The following is an 18,212-nucleotide window of genomic DNA, read 5'->3' as shown; positions in this document are numbered from 1 at the left end:
GCAATGATCAGCACCACCACGGCGGGGATAGCGATCCAGCCGGCGATCTCGATGAGGCGGGCGATCATTGCAGGGAATCCGCAAAGCGCTCGCAGCCCTGCCCCGCTACTTTGAGGGCGTCGGCGTAGGCAGCAAGCTCGCCCGCAGCGCCGTCAACCCGCGAGAACACCCCGGCGAACAGATCGAGGGCGTCACCACCTTGGTCACCCGGGCTTCGTCCGGGAGCGCTGGGATTGCTGGCGGCTTTACGACCGGTGGCGATGAGGCTGGCAAGACGCTGGCGCAGCTCGACAGCAGCACGCTCAGCAGCACCAGCAGCATCCTTGGCCGCGGCAGTTTCAATGTGGGCATCGGACACGACCTTTCTGGTGGCTTCGTTTCGGCGGGATTCTTCGGCTCGAGCGGCTTGCTCGGCGATCTGCGCGGCCTGCGCGTAGGTGGCGCGGTCTGCTGCCAGGGATGCGCGTGCAGCTGCTTCGGCTGCGCGCCAATTGCTCACGCGGACTTGCTGTAGCCCGATGATCGCCAGCAGGCCGGCGAAGGCCAGAGCGATCCAGACCTTCGGCGACATGAGCGCCATCATGATTCGAACACCGCTCGTTCGGCAGTGCGACGACGGCGCAGGCCGCGTTCGACGTTGCTGCCGGGGCTGACCCACGAGTCGAACGCTTCCGAGGCGCCCTGATAGTCGTCCGCATTCAGTTTGCGCAGCAGCGTCGACGGCCGGCCATCCTTCAGGCGGATGATGCCGTCTCGATACTTCGATCCGGCGCCCACGTTGAACACGATTGAGACCATCGCGTCGAACTGGCCTTGTGTGAGCGGCACATTCACTGCCGCGTCAACCGCGGCCTCACGCTCCGCGATGTCCATGAACAGACGCGTATCGGCTTGCGCCTGGGACCAAACTACGCCGGGGCCGATGTTCGGGCCAGTGGCGCCCCAACCGATCGTCCATGGTGCGCCGCCCGTCTTCGGATCGGGATAGGCTGTCAGCTTGCAGTCCTCGAATTCCTTGATGAGGTCGACGCCTCTTTCAGAGATTTTCATGGTCATTTGATCTCCAGTGGTGCCCTGACAGAGGGCGGATCCTCAGGCGCGCCGCCGCGAAGCTTCTGACGGGCATTGGAAAGAACATCGGTGGCAAAGCGGTCGACCGTGCCGAGCCAGCGGCCACGAGAGGCGCCGGCTACGACGATCACAAGGATCCGGAAGTCTCGAGCGATGGGCGGAAGGGAGACGATCGTCAACCCACCCACGAAGCTGTTGTAGCCCTGGATTGCGATGTACGCGAAGCCGCCGCCGATCATGGCGACGACCAAGTCTTTCATCAGCACGAGGCGGATGTTGCCGACGAATTCTTTGTCGCTCACCAGGGTGAGGATGGTCCGGCCCGCACCTCCCAGAAGCCCGGCAGCAAGCGCGCAGACCAGGGACGCCCAGTCGTACTGGAAAACGTCATCAACAAGGCTGGAAGCGGCATAGGTCAAGGCGCTGTAGCACAGCAGCCATGCCACAAGGAGTCGGCTAGTCGTCTTTTGCATGGAGGATCTCTCTGCCCTGCTGGGCGTTGACGGAGTAGCCGTAGCTGAAGGAAAGCATCAGCGCTCCGAACGCCCGAAGGAAGTAGGCCCATTCAATCGCCCCGAGATCCATCGGCATCGCCAAGTTCCCGAGATAGAGCCATGTCACAGCCGCCCCGAACGCAGCGCGCGCAGCGAAGCCGCGGGGCCATCGGGCGCTCAGGCTGGAAGGTCTGAACAGCAGCGCCAAAAGATGAGGCACCATGCAGATCAGGCAGATCAGAAAGGCGGCAATGACGCACCAGGCCGAAGGCGCCAAAGCCGCCACGCGGAACAGCGGCGACTGCGGCACGGTGAGCAATATGAAGATTGGCTCGGCGATCAGGAAGTAGCCTGCAACAGCAGTCAGCAGCGCGGCATAGATTCGGACCTCAGCCTTGTCCTGGTCTATGGGGATGCTCCCCGCTCGCAGGATGTACCCGCGTAGGTTGGCGACGAATGGGCTCATGGCTTGCTCCACCGCTCGCGCAGGCGCTTCCACTTGGCAACGATCCAGTTCAGGATGAAGGTGTAGAGGTTTTTCATTGGTACAGCCGAAGGTTGTCTAGATAGCCGCCGTTGCCATTGTTCGAACCGAACAAAGGCTTCCCGATCCGCCAGACGCCACCGACTGGCGTGTTGATGGTTCCGCTGAAGGTGCCGGTGCCCTGGGACACACCGTTTACGAAGAACTCGATGGTTGAGCCGCGTCGCGTCACTTTCCCCGTGTAGTTCGTGGTGGCCGAAAGAGCAGCCGTCGGGCCCACGATCACAGACCGCGTGGTGCCATCACTAAGAACGATGACAGGCTGTGATCCGCCGCTGGTCGCGACGGCAAAAGCAGTGCCCGCTGCTGTCGCGCTGGCGTCCTGGCAAGACAGCACGTAGACACCAGCGGAACTCCCCAGGCGGAACAGGAAATCAAGATCCCAATCGCCAGTCGGTGGAATTCTGTTGCCGGTGGTGTAAGCCGTCTCAAGGTAATCCGTGTCCGCGGTCGTTCGCAGCGATGAAACGCCAGCGAGAATCACTGTTGTGGAGCAGAAGGTGCCGCCCGTGCCGGTCCATGTAGAGGCGCCGGTCCCGGTGTCGGTGAAGACGGTGGACAGGTTCCCGGCCTCGTACTCCATGTGGATGATGTCGGTCGACGGCGCAGGGCCACCGGCTGCATTGCGCAGGCGCATGGCCTGGAAGGGCATCATGCTTCTTGCCCCACAGCCACAACGTCCCACTTGGTATCCGCGGCGTTGTAGATCATCGCCAGATAGAGCGTCTTGCTAAGGACGGTCGTGGTCGGAAGGGTCACGCCTATGGCGCGGTATTGGGTGCCATAGGCGATCGAGCGCGCAGTGCCGTTGTCCTTGATGCGGATCACCATTCCGAGCCCGCTGATGGCCGTGCCGGTCGGATTCGCCAGAGTGAGGCCGGCCGCCTGCGCCGTGATAAGCACGATGTCATCCAGAAACGTTGGCGTGACCGTGGCGGACGACGTGACCGACTGGATGGCCGGCGAGCGCAGGTCGGCAATCGTCTTCCCACCGTCCTGAATCAACTTTCCGGTCGTGCCATCGAAGGTCGCGATTCGATCGTCTACGGCAACAGCAGGACCGACAACATCACCAGTGCCGGCCAGCGTAGCCCATGCGACCGCGCCGGCCACCACGGACAAGACCTGCCCATTGCTGCCAGCGGCCAGACGTGCAGGCACTCCAGAAGCACCACCCTTGATGATGTCTTCGGCCGTGGTCATGGGATTGGTCAGCGCCACCGCGGCAATGCCGAAGATCCCCTGTGAGCTTGAGCGCTCATCCGTGTAGCTCGTCCAGGTGGTCGTGTTGGTGACGACCGAATAAAGCCGCCAGTAGTCGGCGCTGTTGTCCCAATTGGTCGTGCCTGTGGCGAAGCTGATGACGCCGTCCGATTTCTTCCAGACGATGTAATTGGTCGAACTTGCCGTGAGGTTCAGCGTGGTGTTCGCGCCGTTCTGGCCGTTGACCCTGCCACCGATGATCCCGAACGCGAGCAGCGCAGACACAGCCGCGTTGCGACCGCCGACGAGCGCTTGCGATCCAGCATCGAATTGCTCGTTGATCTTCTGGACGGCACCTGTGCCCTCCACGACTTGAGGGACCGGAGAAGTTGAATTTGCCATTACAGGGTTGCCTCAAGTGGAGCGCCCGCGCCGACGATGTCGGACACTTGCCGGATATGAACGTAGAGAGTCGCGCCAGGCGTGAGCCCGAACGCGGTTTGCTGCGCGCTGGTGATCGTCAGAGTCTTGGTGGTGCTGGTCAGCGTCCCGGCCAGCGTCGTGAAGGCGCTGCTGGTGTAGAACTCGATCGAGTAGCTTTCGGCGGCCTCGCCCAATGGAACGGTTCCACGCAGGGCGTTGGTCGATAGGCGGCTGCGGCGCTGCCATGTGAGCGTCTGGTCGTTGCTCGCGGCCTTGCTCTTGCGCGCGTCCCATGGGCTGTAGGGCAGAAGCCCAACCGCCTCATTGGCGAACTGCACCGAGGCGACGCTGTTGAAACTGCGGCCCAGGGAAACCGGCCGGTAGCTCTTGGTCTGGCCGATCTCGCCCGCGTCCATGTTGGGGCGCAACATCCCAGTGGTCGAGATCATCACGAACCGATCGCCCGCCTGGTGCGTGCCGCAAAACCGCTCGGTTCCAAAGAGACCTCGCAACAAACCGTAGAGCAGGAATCTGCCGCTCCCGAGATCCGATCGCGTCATGAACTGGATGGCTTCCCATCGGTCGTCGTTCCCGATCAGGGCGAGATTGACGCGCGTTGTCATCAGCAACAATTCGGTGGTGCTGCTGAGGTCGTCCTCTCCCATGCTCACGATGACGCTGTTCTTGCCGTCGAGCCTGTTGTAGGTCCAGTCTCCGAGGGCGCTCTCAGCGAAGCCGATCGGGCATGGCTCGTTCACGAAGCCGCGATCCTCCAGATTGGTGTCATCGTCACCCACCCACAGCGTGTAGCCGTGCCAGCCGGGACCGTAGCCTTCGGCCGCAACATAGAGGCCGGCGTTGTTGTCGGTGTCCCGGAAGATTGGCGAATCCAGAAGCAGCATCCGAGTCTGCGGAGCGAGCGGGTCGATGGTCTGGGCACGGTAGCCACTCGGCCCCGGAACGGATTGGATGAGCAGATCCGTGTCGGACGGAAAGCATTCGATCTCGATGCGAGCGCCCGTGTCCGTGACCTTGCTTGCAACCCACTCGCCGTAGCTTCCGGTTTGAGACAGCACCTCGAAAGCATCGCCAGCGCTCAGGTATGAATACTTGCGCGAGACCGCCAGGGTTCGGGTGATCTGCGAAAGACGCCGCTCGAGCAGAATCCGGCGGCAGACGGTCTGCGCGCTGCTCCCGTCGATCGCCATGTCCAGCGTTTCCGCATCATCTGCGCCGTCATCCGCCGACGGAAAGAACGCCTTGACCGTGCTGACCTGGTAGTCGAAGTTCGGATCGTTGTAGGTGAGCGTCAGGCTTCTGGAAAGCTCCTGCGAATTGGCGCGCACCAAGGGGAACGGGTCGCCCGGTTCGCTTCCGTCTTCCGCGAATCCAAGTTCTTCGTAGGGGATGGTGACGACTGAGGAATGGTCCTTGCGATGGAAGAACCTCAGCAAGCCGTCTTCCTCCACCACCCCGACGCCTGCATAGGTCATCACTGGCGTGATGTTCGCGCGGGCGCTCGCTGGGCTCTTCAGCGTCAACCCCCAGAACGTGTCGTCGATGGTGGAAACATCGAACTGATCTGCAGTCAGGCCCGCGCGAAGGCACTGGCTCTCAATGAAATCGTCTGCGCGCGCAGGGACCGGGGTGACGACGACGAAGCGGATCAGGTTGTAGCCAATGGGAGGGCCGCTCGAGAACGTCGGGCCGAAGATGCCCAGCGTGTCGGAGCTGTAGAAGCTGGAAGAGATGGTGCTCGAAACCGTCGCTGGCGTCGGGCCGGTGTCGTCCAGAAGCAGCGTCCAGGCTTCGGCAGCAAGGTCCACCTTGTACAGCCGGCCAGGGAATCCTGAACTCTCGACCGCGTAGACATAGACGCCGTTCGTATCGACTCGCACCGACGACCACCGAAGGCCAAAGTTGACGACAGGCCCCTCGATGTCTGGATAGGCGCCATTGGCCGATCCATCCTGCATGCGTCGAACGAGGATTGGCTTCGTGCCGTCGTACACCACCGCATAGACGATGTTGTTGTAGAACGCCAGGCAGGCGCCGTCCCCATCGCCCGGCATCGTGTCGCAGAAGATCGCATCGGCACCAGGCTGAACGATCGCGATGGGTGTTTCGGTTGCGCCGTCATCCCAGCTGCAAACTGCGTACAACTCGGACGCTGCGTCGTAGGCCGCGCGACCATAGTTGGAGCCGGGACCGTCCGCACCCCCGGTGTAGAGCACCTCGCTCGTCAGGTCGATCAGGTTGATCAGGTTCAACTGACCCGTCGTCGGATACGGAGCGATGATGCTGGCGTCGCTCCCGATCACCGGGTAGGGGGTGTTTCCGCCCTCGGCGATGTTCATCTGCCCAGCAGGCTGCAGCGCTCCTGCCTCCCCATGGCGAACCGACAGCGTCAGCGGGTTGCCGGCGCCGTTGTAGCTGGTTGACCACTCCCAGATGCTGTCGGCCTTGATCAGGCTACCGCCCTCGTCCTCCGATGCAGACGGGCTCAGGACGAAAGTGATGATCTCCGGGCCTACGTCGGCATCGATGAGAAGCTCGAACTGCAATTGAGGGATTCGACCGCCAGGGGTTTCCAGGCCGAAGATGAACAGGCAGATCCGCCCGCGGAAAGCCGGCACGTTTCCAACGCCCTCGTACAACTCGATCAGCGAAACGGGCAGCTGGTCATCGAAGCCGGGGAGGATGGCGATCGATGCGAACGGGTTCTCTTCAGTCGCCAGGGCCTGCGATGCCGACAGGCCATTCGAAGAGTCGTAGTTCAGCTTGCCGTCGATCCATGCCTTGCGGATGCTGACGGTCGATCCCTCAGGCGGCGTTTTCCCAAGGCACCACATGCTCTGGATAAACTGGCGGTAGTTCGTGTTCTCAGTGCCGCCGCCTTTGCCGCCAGATTGCTTCTCGGGCAACTGAATGACGTAGGTCGACCAGACGCAAGTTGCCGAAGGGATATTGCCGCCAAAGGTCTCCGGGATGCCATCGCCGTACTTGCTCAGCGACACCTTGATGTCGTCGATGCGATTGGTTTCGGTGTGCTTCTTCGGCTCAAGCAAGCCACCGACAACCCCACCGATCGCAGCACCAGCGGCCCAGCCGATGCCGCCCGTGAAGAAGCCGACGACACCGCCAATGACTGTGCCCCAGGTGCGTCCGTCGCTCATGCCACCCTCTCCGGAAAGCGGAAGCAGCCGGTCAGCCTGGCGCCGGCCATCTTCATCCACATGTCGTCGAAGCGGTTCTCGACCACGCAGCGCGGATAAAACGCCGTCGCATGGATGATCGATACGTGGCTCTTGGGGGCTGGCGGGTAGTCTCCGATCACGCCGATGTGGTTTGTGTCGGGGTAGCGCAGAACGACGATGTCGCCCGGGCGGAGATCCGGCCTCTGGATCTCGATGAAATGCTGACGGCACACCTCGAGCATTTCGTGAGACGCTGCGGTGCGCGCATAGTCGGACGGGATATCCCAGTCGAGGAAGCCGATCTCTTTCGCCACCGTGAGCACCAGGCCGGCGCAATCGGTCTTGCCGTCTTCGCCTCTGGCCTGATGAGCCCAACGCTTGCCCAAGGCACTGCGCGCCGCTGCGACGATCTCTTCTTGTTGCGTCATGACTGCTGCCCCACCATGCTGCCGAGACCGAGGATCCGGTTGTTGCCCGGAAAGCCCGCAGGCCACTCGCCTTGGAAATTGATCACGTTGTTGAACTTGTCGCGGCAGTCGGAGATTCCCGCGGGAAACAGGCCACCGCGCTCGTGGCGCTTGCGACAGCCAGGCACGACGGAATAGGCCGGCCATACAGTCGGATCGAACGGCAATGGAAGAGACAGCGTGAAGACGCCAGCAGCGAAGGCGTAAACCTCCATCTCCATTCCGGTGTACGGCCCGGCCAGCACTCGGAAGAGTCCAGCGCCGAACCAGTCGGACGCCTCGCCACGCGCGCTGTCGGTGAAGGTGCGGCGGCTCGTCACTGCTGTGAGCGTGCTGGTGACGCGCAGCGCCTCCACGTCGACCTTGCACATCGAATCACCCAGGCGCGCTCGGCACATGGGCTGGTAGACATCGCCAATGGTCTGCTGCAGGGCTTGGGCGAGGCTGCGGAGCTCGGCCTTGAAATCCATCCGGCCGCAGGAGAGTTGGCCCAGCCAGCCCGACACGAGAGACATGCGGCCCATCGTCAGATCGCGGGCATTGACCTCGAAGACGGTCACGAAGCAGTTGTCCCAGATGCCGCCGACGATCTGCTCTTCGGTTACGAAGTCATCGGAAAGCGCGCCCGTGATCTCGGAGTTCGATACCGCGCCGTCGGCAGTGCTCTCGATCGCCATCGGGTTGACGCCGTCCTTGGCCTTGTAGATCAGGCCGTCAATCAGGAGGTCGCGCGACCAGGTTGTGACGGTGAAGACCGCCCCACCCTTCTGCTCAAAGTACCAGCACCAGGCGCGCGTGGTTGAGCCCTTCGCAAACTCGTTGCGAAGGGCGATCGGGATCGTTTTCATCTACGCTTCCCGGATTTCGTCTAGGAAGCAGGAAGCCACAACAATCTCGCGCTTCGCAGTCGGGCCGGCGATGACCAGTTCCCATGCCAGGGTGTCGTTTCTGAAATGCACAGGCACATAGAACCGCGCTGCGACGGTCAGAGCTTCGTCGGTCTGTGGGTACTTCTTGCCAGTCCCTGCCGGAGTGATCGTCTTGCCTGCTGTGTTTGTCGCCAGCGTGTAGACGTTCAAGCTGCCGCCCGTGATGGCGGTGATCTCGTGGCTCATGCTGTTCAGCAGTGACGCATGCGTGCCGGTCAGGTCTTGAAGCCAGAGGCGGCCACCGACGACCAGACCGGCAAGAGCCGCGGAAAGCGTTACCTGCGTGGTCGCCCCCACCGTGACAGCCGTGACGCTCTGCGAAGCATCTGCCACGAAGGTGACGTAGGAGGGGCCGGCACTGATGGCCGCATTGCCAGCCGCAACCCCGATGGTCACAGGCGTGCCACCGCGGTACAGGGACGGCGTTCCGTTCAACCGCGTGAAGGCGCGAGCGCGAGAGAGCGCACCACCCCAAACGGCATACATCTTTCGAAAGCCGTAGACCGGGCCACCATTGCCGAAGCCGGGGTTGCCGTACTCGACGCCAAGCATATAGCCCTGCAGAGCCCCATTCGCAACCGTCACGCTTGAGTCGATCGGATCTTCGTAGAGCATGCCGAAGGTGCCGGCGTCGGTCACCTCGAACGCTCCGACAAGCTTTTCGCCGGCATCCTGACGCATCGGCCCAGTGCCGACCTGGTAAGAGCGCATCGTCACGTCACGGTAGGCGTTGACCGTGGCAAAGCCGCCGATGTTCTGGCCGCGCTTGTTCTGGCGAGAGAGTTCCCCGGTGATTCCGGCCGTGAGGATCCCTTGCGGGATGACCACGTTGGTCAGCACTGTGATCGTCATGCGTTCCTCTGCGACTTGCGAAGCGCGGCGCCCAACTTCTGGGTTGCCTGGTCGATCGTCTGGCTTGTGGTGCCGGCTGCGAAGTGGTTATGCACCTCGAGCTTCTGGTTGTTGTTGGTGTCGCCGCCTTGTGGTGCGAGGTTTCCGCCAAGCACCGACCCAACGAACCCGCCATCGGCATAGCCGCGCTTGATCATCCGGCGCAGGAAGTTGAAGCCATGCTCGCCACCGATCGAGCGAACCTCTTCCTGGCTCAGCACTCCCTCTCCGGCATGCACGATGCCGGCCGGTTGATACTTGCCGCCCTGCCCGGTGAAGCCGCCTTCAGACCAGCCCATCATTCCGATCAGGGAGCCGAGTGCATCGCCACCGGAGTCGCCGACGCCGTTCGCCAGGCTTAGTGCGCTGGAAAGGCTGGAGCCGCCCATCGCCGTTGCAGCGGATGCAGCAGCAGTGGCAAGCGCGCTGAGGGCCGCTGTGGCGCCTGTTGCAGTCGTTGCAAGGGTCGACTGAGCAGCTGCCGCGGCTGCGGCGCTGGATGCGGCACCAGCGGCACCCGAAACAGTGCTAGCGCCCTTCGAGCCACCGCCAAGGCCGAACATGCTCAGGATGCCGCTCAGGCCACTCCCGGAGGTGCTGTCGCCCTTCAGCGCGTCCTTCAGGAATTCGGCGGCCGGCTTGAGGATCTCGGTATCAACGAAGCCCTTGACGAACTGGCGGGCGACGCTCTTGCCCAAGTCCTTGAACGATTTCGTGCCATCGCCCATGATGGCGTCGGTGATCGAGTCGCTGAGCCCGCTCAGGCCGCTCGCGATGGCAGTTTCCGTGCGCTTGGCGGTGTTGTTGGCTTCGTCGATGAAGTTCTGCAGGGCTTCGGTCGCTCCAACCTTCCAGTCCTGCTGCTTCTCGAGCTTTTCCTTCCAGTACTTCTCATCAGCTGCGAGAGAGCGCTTGTGGGCGCTGGCCTCGATCGCAAGGAACTTCTCGTATTCCTCGCTAGTGATCTGGTTGGCGCGACGCTGGCTGTCGAGTTGATCGCGACGGCTCTGGAATTGGTCTTCCCGCTGGCTGCGGCGACTGTCGATGTCGCGGGCCTGGTTGCCCTTCCCGAGGCCGGCAATCTCCCGGTCGTTCTGCTTTGAGATCGTATCGACGTAGGACTGTGCAGCCGCTTCCGCCTGTTCGAACTTGATCCGAATCTTGTCGAGTGCGTCCGTCTCCTTGATGGACAGCACCTGAAGGTCGGTGGCTGCGTTCTCGCGCAGCTTGTTCAGCTTCGACTGCGCGTCCAGGATCTTGCGATCGTTGTCGATCTTGTCCTTGCCGGTCAGTTTCTCCTGATTCAGGCGCGCGATCTCTTTTTCCAGACCAGCCTGCTGTGCGGCATCGTTCTGGATCAGGAAGTCTCGCTTTTGCTTCCAGTACTCACCCTCGGTCACAAGGTTGGCCGAACGACGCGCCTCGAGCAACTTCTCGCCATTGGCGATCGTGTTGGACAGGGCATCCTGCGCCTTGCGGATGTCCTCCAAGTCGAAGGCGAGTTGGGCCTTTGCTTCCTGTGCCGCGCTGTTGTCCCTTTTTCCTTTTTTGCCTCTGTCGGTGTTCAGCCCAGCCGCATTGATGCGCGGCAGCGACGGCGTAAAGCCGCGATCCTCCTGCCGACGCTGTGCCGCGTCGGCGTTGCGCTGAGCAATGCGCTTGTCCAGGCTCTCGGCGAAGTTGGGGCGCTTGAGAAGTTGCTCACCCTTCTCTTTTGCCGCGTCCATGATGGCGCCGATCTGCCCGAATTCACCCTGTGCTGCGGCAGCGGCAATGGCGGCAGTGGCGCCGATGGTCTGGCCGACGTACTGGAAAGCAAACACGACCTTGTCGGCCATGTCCAGCAGGTTCGCCAGGAAGCGCGCGCCGTCCTCTGCGAACGTGCCGATGCTGTTGTTGTTCTTGAGTTGGTCGGCTGCTGTGCCCATCCCCAAGATTTGGACGATCCCGTCCCGGATCGCACCCGACAGATCTGTGACTGCCGGAATCGAAGCGGAGACGATCTGCTGCGCAAGCAGCGTGATCTCGCCGCGCATCTTGGCCTGGGCCTTGGTGTAGTCGTCGGCCGCCTTGATCTGTTCATTGGTCAGACGGATCTGGCGCTCGCCCTGCTCTGCCAGATCGTTGAAGAATGGGAGTAGCTCTGCTCCGGCGCCGCGAAATATCGCCACGGCAGCAGCAGACTTCTCCGAGCCGTCCGCGAAACCAGACATGGCCTTGGCGACAGCATCCAGCTGCTGAACCGGAGACATGCGCTTGAACTCGTCAAAGTTCAGGCCCAGGGCCTTGATGCCCTTGGCGACGAGTTTTGATTCATCATCAGTCTTGGAGAGCGCCGCCGTCAATCGAATTGATGCCGTTGCCACGGTGTCGAGCGAGACACCAGATGCATTGGATGCAGGCTGCAGGGAGGCGATGTTCTCGGCCGTCTCGCCCGTCTTCTCGCTCAGTTCCTGGTACTTCGCGATGCTGTCGGCGATCTTGTTGAACAGGAGTGCGCCGCCAGCCGCAGCGGCACCCAAGGCCGCGCCGAGTTTCAGGGCAGCGTCCGCCGTGGCGATGAAGCCTTCGCGGACCGACTTGCCGATGGCAATGCCGCGCTTGTATCCCTCGTCCAGCTTGAGTGCGTTATCCGCCGCCTCGAGTTGGGCTTTGGTGGCACCGCGAAGAGAAAGCTCGTACAGCTTCGTCTCGCGCGCACTCATGCCGTTCGTCTTTGCGACAGTCTCGAGCTTTCGCACGTAGTCGTCGATCGAACTGGCCGCGGTCTTTGCCGCTTTGCCCGTCTCTCCAACGGCCTTCGCGGCACCGCCGAAGTTCTTCTCGAAGTTGGCAGCCTGCTTCTCCGCTTTGGCGGCAGCGGCCGACAGCGTGTCCAGATCAGCAGCGCCCTGCTTGACCTGGCTGCTGTTGACCTTGATGCCCAACTCGGCGAAATCTGTCATTGGCCGGCTTTCTTTTTGTGCATGAACTCCAGGGCCGACCCCTCCATCAGGAGTAGCGACTCGAAGATCTCGTCTCGTTCAGAGGGGGGCACCTTCAGGCGGCGCCAAATCTCAGGCAGGACGTTCAGGTCAAGCCCGTAGGCCCCGGCCATCCCGACCCGCCATTGCGTTCGCATCGCCGTGAAAACGCCCACTGCCAGCCAGTTGTCGGGCCAGACCTCAAAGCGCTCGTCCCCGAAGTCCTCTGGCTCAAAGCCAAGCGCCGCGCGGCCCGCCCAATCCGGAGGATCGAACAGGTGACGGGCGGCGCCGACTAGTTTTTTTCGCGATGCCTTGTCAGCTCGTCGATGTAGGTCTGGTATGTCGCCAGCGCCACGCCGATGTGGTGGTCCAGCAGGATCGCGACGTTTTCCTTGTTGAAGGGTTCGTCGATCTCCCAGCCCACCACCATCTCGAAGAAGGTCTGCTCGTCGGTGCGACGAACGGAACCCTCCGTGGTCTGGCGACCTTCCTCCAGCCACTTCGCAAGCTCGGCCTTGGTGCGATGCTTGAACGTGAGTTGCACGTCCACGGATGCCCCGCCAAAGACGGGGAAAGCGACCTTCGCTTGGAAGGTCGGATCAGCCTTGAGCTTGAACATCAGTACTTCGTCGACCGCGGGTTCACCAGCGCCAGCTGTGCAGTCACCTGCATGTTGGTGTTGATGTTGAAGTTCGGCTCGCCGTCGAAGCCGACAACCACCGACCAGTAGAAGACCTTGCCGTTGGGCAGCGCCGCGCGCAGCACTTGGGTGTCGCCAGACAGGTCATGCGCGAGCAGCGTGGTGTACCAGGCCAGCGCGTTGTCGTAGTCCAGCAAGACGGTCATCGAGCGCGCGTTCTTGAACGTCGGCTTCTGGCGTTGCAGACCGTCTTCCAGGTAGACCCATTGGAAGTACTGCTGCTCGCCGCCCGCGGTCTGCACGTCGGTGACCTGGGAGAACGCCACGAAGGAAGTGACCTCCTTGACGGTGCCAACGCCTGCGCCGGCCGGGAAGCGGGTCGTGCTCGTGGTGTCGAAGCCTTCCAGATTGAAGGCGTTGGTCACCGAGCCAGCCACGCGCACCGGGCGGTCGTTCAGGTCGGTCCAGCCGGACGACGCCAGCACGATATCGCCGTCACTGAGGCCATGCGCCGTCGAGGACGCAACGCCGGGATTGGCGTTGGTGATGGCGCTGACTGTCAAGGCCGAACCGAATGCCGAGCTGATCGACAGGATCGTTTTGTTGGGAAAGTAGGAAGACATGGCGGATGCCCTTTCGGAAATGAAAAAGGCCGCTCAATGGCGGCCAGGTTGCAGAAGCCCACGAAAGGGCGGGGGAACTCAGTAGGTCGTTGCTTGGTAGGAAAACGACGCTGGTGTGACATAGGCGTCCGGCTCTTGAAGAGCGGGCGCCGCAGAAACGGGGGTGATGGTCGTGACCTTGAGAGTGCTGGTCAGATCAAGATTTAGAGGGAACAGGGCTTCCAGTTCCGTGACGATGGCTTCAGCCGCGGCCGGGCCAGTCTGGAGAGGCGCAACGATCGACACTTGAAAGACGCCCATATACACACGGTCGGTCGCCTCCATGAATCGGCTGTCGGTCGGGTTCGGCAGCGTGAAGGTGCGCAGGTAGATGCCCGATGCCGGCTTGGTGAACTTGACGTTCTCGAACGCGATGGGCAGCACCGGGTTATGGGCATCGGCCCACGTCTTCACCCGCGCCTCCAGCAGCGCGCGACATGCCTTGGTGCTCATTTGCTCTGCGCCTGTTCGATTGCTTGCGCGATGTACTTGCGGAACTCGTTCACCGTGAGCCGGACCATGCCGCTCGGCGCCTGTTGGCTGTAGCCGTTTTCAAGGCGACGACCATATGGAAGGCCGTTCACTAGGTAGATCGGCGGCCCGCATTCGAAGTCGGCCAGGACTGCAAGCCCGCGGCTGAGCGTCTGTGCGCCTGACTTGTCATCCGTCTCCAGCACGCTTGACGGCGGTGCGCCGATGGTGGTTTGCCAGTTGCCACGGAACCTGCCGGTGTCCACGGGCGAGCGCTTGATAAGGCTGTTCAGCATGCTCAGTGCAGCCTGGCGCGTCACCGTCGATGCGCGCTCATTGGTCAGTTCGCAGAAGCGCTGGATGTCGAAGGCGAAGGAACTCATTTCCGCACCTGTAGCTCATGCAGCGTGTCAACGCCAGCCGGTGCCAACGGCTTGACCGAGATGATGGTGTAGGCCACCCCTTGCCATGTCAGTACGTCCGCAACAGCCGGTGGCAAGACACCCACCGCCGACAGATAAACCTGCTTGTCACCCTGCTGGATCATCGATCCGTCGATCATCTTGGCGTCGTAGTCGAGCACCACCGCGCGCACCGCCTGCACAACCTCAGTCGGCGTCGATGTGCCAGTGACCGGGTTGTATGCCCCCGCCGTGATCCGGGCGAGTGACGCCGCGGCGCCGAACTTCGTGATGAGACCGGCCGCCGTAGCAGCCATGTTCCCGTAGAAGCTCACGTCAGGTCCTCACGACCTTGCGGAACGTGCCGCCAGAGCCATTCAGGTACGGAAGGAGCATCCCATTGATCGCCGGGTATGTGGTCGCCATCGTGGCGTAATCCATGTACTCGACCTCGAGCGGGCCGACCTTCTCGCGCTTGGTCGCTCTACCCTGGTCGGCCAGCAGTTCGCCAGTCGATGCACGCAGTGCAAATTCTGCGTTCGCGTTGGCGATGGCTGTCGGGATCGAGGTGTACGGCACATCGAAGTCGAAAGCGACGACGCCAGAACGCGGCCAGTCAAGCGCCTGCGTCGATGAGACGCGATAACCCTGCCAGCGCGTGCCGTACACCTGGCCCATGAAGTCGGCGCCCTTGCGCAGGTTCTGTTCCTTCTGGGTGGTCGTCAGGGCGGCCCATGTCGCATTTCCGCGTGCCAGGAAGTACGCATCAGCGGCAGCGACCGAGATGTAAGCCTCTGCCGGCTCAGTGGGTGCAACGACCAGTGCCATGTCAGACTTCCTCGACCATGCGGTGCTTCAGCAGGCGCGCGACCTGGTGGCGCATGACCTTGGCCTCTTCACCGATGGCGAGCTCACGGCCAAGTACATGTGATGGCTTGCGGGCGCGAACCGTGATCCGCTCGTCTACGTCGAGCCAGCCATTGATGGAGCTGTGCGCCTGGTAGCGGCCGAACTTCTCCGCGGGCTTGTATTCGTCCCAGACCTTCGTCAGCGGGCCGCCGCCCACCACGCGAACCGGGCACTTCACATCGCGCGCCATCTTCTCCGCTTCGAACACGAAGCCCTTGTCGCCGCCGTAGCCGTCACATCCCGCCAGAAGCACGACTTTGGCGCCCATGACGAATGCGGCCCACGTCGCCACCATGCCCGAGAGCACGAAGCGCGGCGACTGAGGCCACGTCACCAGCTGGAAGTCTGCGTAGCCGTGCGGGCTGATGATCGGCGCGTCGGTCACGCTGCGCAGGTAGGCGCCCATCGGCGACGAGGTGCGTTTGTTGGTCTCGTCCATCGCCAGCACATAGTCGGGCTTCACGAACTCGACGCCGTGGCCGTTGGTGCTGATCGCTATGTCGAAGTCAAGTTCGTCAAGATCCACCTCAAGCGACGGGCCACCGCCCATGACCAAGATGCGCTTGCCCTTGTGCTTCAGGAAGAGGTCGTTGAAATCGGTCATGGTGTTGCGACGGCCAGCAAATGCTTGCGTCCGATCAGCTTGAACTCGGCAGTCTTGAAAGACGCGAGAACCTTCTGTTCCCACCATTCAGGCGGGAAGACGCTCAAGTGCAGGGGGCCGGCCTCTGTAAATGTGTGGTCGCGGAACAGCGCGATCTGGAAATAGCACTTCTTGCGGGTGCGCGCTGCGATCTGCTGGAGCACGGCCTCGACCTTTTCAGGGGGGAGGTGCTCCATCACGTCAGCGCAAAACCCGTAGTCGGTCGCCGGCATGTCCTCGGGAAGTTCCCACAGGCACGCTTCGATGACCTTCAGGTCGCCTCGATAGGCGTTTGCCGCGATGTCCACCATGCGAACATCGAAGCCCAATTTGTGCATCGCATCGGATGCTTGACCGGAGCCGGAGCCCCAATCGGTGATGGATGCGCCGGCCTCCGGCTGCATCCACTCGAGAGCACCGGGCAGATGCCGCAAGCCTGGCGAACGGACTCTGTAGCCGTCCACCGTCCAGATCTTCTGGTACTTGCTGCGCTCTGCCGCGGTGTGATCCATCAGACGATCGCCAGGGTGATGACACCCGCGGTGTGCTTGATGTCGGTCGCGACCTTGTCCCAGTTGGAACCGGTTGCGAGCTCGGCCGAGGTGGGCGACTTGCCGCCGTTGGCCGTGTCCCAGGCGTAGCCCTTCAGCGCGAGGCCGAAGTCGTAGTCGGCTTGCATGGTCGTCACGATGCGCTCAAGGCCGTTGGTGGTCTCGATGTTCGTGATCAGCGACGAGCCGTCATAGACGGTCGCGGCACCAGCCACCAGGCCCAGCGCCTTCACGTCGGCACCCGTGCCGGTCTCGCGCAGCGCCGGGGCGTCGGTCACGACCATGACCTTACCGAGGATGTCCACCACCAGCACGCCGTTGGACTGGAACAGAGCCTGCGCGTTGGCGAGGTTCTGGCCGATCAGGGAGTGGTAGGTGGCGCCGTCGACGATGTCGGCCACGATCAGGCTCGAGCTGTCGCCGAACTTCGCGTGCATCAGGTTCAGGTCGATGTACGAGATCGGGCCGGTGTTGGTGTCGTGCGTGGCAGTGGCTTGGGCTTCGATGGCAGCCACGAGCGCGGCGATGGCCGTGTTCAGCTGATCCTTCATGATCGCCTCGGCCATGTTGCGCGAGATCACTTCGACCGCTTCGGCCGGCGACTTCTGCACCCAGGCGAGTTGGCCCGGCTCGAACTGGATCGGGCCGAAACCGCCAGCGATCTTCACGCCGATGGCTTGCAGCTGCGCGAGGTTCGTCGGGGTTGCCGCGGCATTGGTCGCATAGCGATCGACGCGACGCTGGGCAGCGTGGATGCCGGCCCAGAAGTTCTCGAAGCGGTAGTCGCCCTCGAATCCCTGGCTGGTCAGGACGATCGAGCCGCGGGAGGCGGCGTTGAACTTCTCGACCATCTGGCCGAGAGTTTCGATCGTTGCGGTTTGGATGGTCTCGTTGAAGACCTTCATGTTGGTCAAGGACATTGGCGTACCTCTATTGCGTTGTCAGGTTGGGAAAGCGACTTTCGATGGCCTTCAGACGTTCGTCCTTGTTGCCGCCGAGATCGCCCTTTTGTGCGTTCGAACTGCCTCCGCCGCCGCCAGCCCCGCCACCGCTGTTCGCAGGGGCAGCGACGAAGTGTTTGCCTTCGTCGCCTTTGGACCATTCGGCCACGTAGTCGGCAAGCGCCTTGTCACCGACCTTGGCGACACGTTGGTCACCTTCGGTTGCGACTTGCACCTGCCCCGCGAGCATTGACTTGACAGCCTTGAGGTGAACGGGGTTCGTCACGCCTGCTTTCGCGAGCGCATCGTTCAACCCGTTGTCCACCAGCAGACGCTGCGTGAAGCCTTCAGCCGTTTCCAGGGCCTTGCGGTCCTTCTCGGCTTGGGAGGTCGCCGTCTTCGCTGCTTTCTGGGCTTCGGTCACCTGGCCCTTGAGCGCCTCGATCTGGTCTTCCAGCTTCGTGACATCCTCGGGATTGATGGTCTTTCCCTTGCGAAGTTCTTTCACCTCGCGCAGCAGTTCGTCGCGCTTGGAGACGAGGCCAGTGGTGGCCTCTTCAACTGCGCTCGTGACGGCGTCCTTGATGGCTTTTTGCACCTCAGGTGCGTTCAAATCAATACTCATGGTGTGACCTCAGGTCAGTGTTGCGTGGCGCTGCCACAAAGAAAAAGGCCCCGCACTGCAGGGCCTCGGAAAAGTAATTGGCGACCGGAGCTGATCCCGGTATCTCGATCACGACCCACGCCTCAGCGGTTTCGAGTTCGCCTTTGTGGGGTGAAGCGCGTCAGCACCGCGCATTCGCCAAAAT

The 18,212-nt window shown here is 62.3% G+C and carries 22 protein-coding genes; all 22 read right to left on the bottom strand.

Annotated features, from left to right (window positions below; genetic code table 11):
• Positions 1 to 64 precede the first annotated feature (64 nt).
• A complete protein-coding gene (locus QTI05_RS22830) occupies positions 65 to 583 on the bottom strand; it encodes a DUF2514 family protein (RefSeq protein WP_286657916.1) in 519 nt (172 codons plus the stop codon).
• Entirely contained in the window at positions 580 to 1,056 is a 477-nt protein-coding gene (locus QTI05_RS22825; RefSeq protein WP_286657915.1) for a lysozyme, read from the bottom strand. Before QTI05_RS22825 ends, QTI05_RS22830 begins: the two co-directional genes overlap by 4 nt.
• Positions 1,053 to 1,544, bottom strand: coding sequence for a hypothetical protein (locus tag QTI05_RS22820; protein ID WP_286657914.1), 492 nt, complete (start codon positions 1,542 to 1,544; stop codon positions 1,053 to 1,055). Before QTI05_RS22820 ends, QTI05_RS22825 begins: the two co-directional genes overlap by 4 nt.
• Entirely contained in the window at positions 1,528 to 2,031 is a 504-nt protein-coding gene (locus QTI05_RS22815) for a hypothetical protein (protein ID WP_286657913.1), read from the bottom strand. Before QTI05_RS22815 ends, QTI05_RS22820 begins: the two co-directional genes overlap by 17 nt.
• A 73-nt stretch (positions 2,032 to 2,104) precedes the next feature.
• Complete coding sequence (locus tag QTI05_RS22810) at positions 2,105 to 2,764, bottom strand: LamG-like jellyroll fold domain-containing protein (protein WP_286657912.1); 660 nt, start codon at positions 2,762 to 2,764, stop codon at positions 2,105 to 2,107.
• Positions 2,761 to 3,714 (bottom strand): hypothetical protein, encoded by a 954-nt coding sequence (locus QTI05_RS22805; RefSeq protein ID WP_286657911.1) that lies wholly within the window; start codon positions 3,712 to 3,714, stop codon positions 2,761 to 2,763. Before QTI05_RS22805 ends, QTI05_RS22810 begins: the two co-directional genes overlap by 4 nt.
• Positions 3,714 to 6,911 (bottom strand): phage tail protein, encoded by a 3,198-nt coding sequence (locus QTI05_RS22800; RefSeq protein ID WP_286657910.1) that lies wholly within the window; start codon positions 6,909 to 6,911, stop codon positions 3,714 to 3,716. Before QTI05_RS22800 ends, QTI05_RS22805 begins: the two co-directional genes overlap by 1 nt.
• Positions 6,908 to 7,360, bottom strand: coding sequence for an NlpC/P60 family protein (locus QTI05_RS22795; protein WP_286657909.1), 453 nt, complete (start codon positions 7,358 to 7,360; stop codon positions 6,908 to 6,910). The genes QTI05_RS22800 and QTI05_RS22795 overlap by 4 nt, the downstream gene beginning before the upstream one ends.
• A complete protein-coding gene (locus QTI05_RS22790; RefSeq protein WP_286657908.1) occupies positions 7,357 to 8,247 on the bottom strand; it encodes a phage/gene transfer agent baseplate hub protein in 891 nt (296 codons plus the stop codon). The genes QTI05_RS22795 and QTI05_RS22790 overlap by 4 nt, the downstream gene beginning before the upstream one ends.
• Positions 8,248 to 9,180, bottom strand: coding sequence for a hypothetical protein (locus QTI05_RS22785; RefSeq protein WP_286657907.1), 933 nt, complete (start codon positions 9,178 to 9,180; stop codon positions 8,248 to 8,250).
• Positions 9,177 to 12,164 (bottom strand): phage tail tape measure C-terminal domain-containing protein, encoded by a 2,988-nt coding sequence (locus QTI05_RS22780; RefSeq protein WP_286657906.1) that lies wholly within the window; start codon positions 12,162 to 12,164, stop codon positions 9,177 to 9,179. The genes QTI05_RS22785 and QTI05_RS22780 overlap by 4 nt, the downstream gene beginning before the upstream one ends.
• Positions 12,161 to 12,460, bottom strand: a complete 300-nt coding sequence (locus QTI05_RS27885; protein WP_353505969.1) for a DUF1799 domain-containing protein — start codon at positions 12,458 to 12,460, stop codon at positions 12,161 to 12,163. The genes QTI05_RS22780 and QTI05_RS27885 overlap by 4 nt, the downstream gene beginning before the upstream one ends.
• 17 nt (positions 12,461 to 12,477) lie before the next feature.
• Complete coding sequence (locus QTI05_RS22775) at positions 12,478 to 12,804, bottom strand: phage tail assembly chaperone (RefSeq protein WP_286657905.1); 327 nt, start codon at positions 12,802 to 12,804, stop codon at positions 12,478 to 12,480.
• Complete coding sequence (locus tag QTI05_RS22770) at positions 12,804 to 13,448, bottom strand: phage tail protein (RefSeq protein ID WP_286657904.1); 645 nt, start codon at positions 13,446 to 13,448, stop codon at positions 12,804 to 12,806. Before QTI05_RS22770 ends, QTI05_RS22775 begins: the two co-directional genes overlap by 1 nt.
• A gap of 78 nt (positions 13,449 to 13,526) precedes the next feature.
• Complete coding sequence (locus QTI05_RS22765) at positions 13,527 to 13,940, bottom strand: phage tail terminator-like protein (protein WP_286657903.1); 414 nt, start codon at positions 13,938 to 13,940, stop codon at positions 13,527 to 13,529.
• Positions 13,937 to 14,341 carry an HK97 gp10 family phage protein gene (locus QTI05_RS22760; RefSeq protein ID WP_286657902.1) on the bottom strand — a complete coding sequence of 135 codons (405 nt, stop codon included), beginning with the start codon at positions 14,339 to 14,341 and terminating at the stop codon, positions 13,937 to 13,939. The genes QTI05_RS22765 and QTI05_RS22760 overlap by 4 nt, the downstream gene beginning before the upstream one ends.
• Positions 14,338 to 14,694, bottom strand: a complete 357-nt coding sequence (locus QTI05_RS22755; protein WP_286657901.1) for a hypothetical protein — start codon at positions 14,692 to 14,694, stop codon at positions 14,338 to 14,340. The genes QTI05_RS22760 and QTI05_RS22755 overlap by 4 nt, the downstream gene beginning before the upstream one ends.
• Position 14,695: 1 nt before the next feature.
• A complete protein-coding gene (locus QTI05_RS22750; protein ID WP_286657900.1) occupies positions 14,696 to 15,187 on the bottom strand; it encodes a DnaT-like ssDNA-binding protein in 492 nt (163 codons plus the stop codon).
• Position 15,188: 1 nt separating this feature from the next.
• A complete protein-coding gene (locus QTI05_RS22745; RefSeq protein ID WP_286657899.1) occupies positions 15,189 to 15,872 on the bottom strand; it encodes a motility associated factor glycosyltransferase family protein in 684 nt (227 codons plus the stop codon).
• On the bottom strand, positions 15,869 to 16,423 hold the full coding sequence (locus QTI05_RS22740) for a class I SAM-dependent methyltransferase (protein WP_286657898.1): 555 nt from the start codon (positions 16,421 to 16,423) through the stop codon (positions 15,869 to 15,871). Before QTI05_RS22740 ends, QTI05_RS22745 begins: the two co-directional genes overlap by 4 nt.
• Complete coding sequence (locus QTI05_RS22735) at positions 16,423 to 17,382, bottom strand: major capsid protein (protein WP_286657897.1); 960 nt, start codon at positions 17,380 to 17,382, stop codon at positions 16,423 to 16,425. The genes QTI05_RS22740 and QTI05_RS22735 overlap by 1 nt, the downstream gene beginning before the upstream one ends.
• Positions 17,383 to 17,392: 10 nt before the next feature.
• Entirely contained in the window at positions 17,393 to 18,028 is a 636-nt protein-coding gene (locus QTI05_RS22730; RefSeq protein ID WP_286657896.1) for a hypothetical protein, read from the bottom strand.
• Positions 18,029 to 18,212: the final 184 nt, after the last annotated feature.

The sequence above is a fragment of the Variovorax fucosicus genome, assembly GCF_030316825.1.
GTDB classification, from domain to species: Bacteria; Pseudomonadota; Gammaproteobacteria; order Burkholderiales; family Burkholderiaceae_C; genus Variovorax; species Variovorax fucosicus.
The sequence above is the reverse complement of the archived record's forward strand: the minus strand, read 5'-3'. Positions and strand labels throughout refer to the sequence as shown.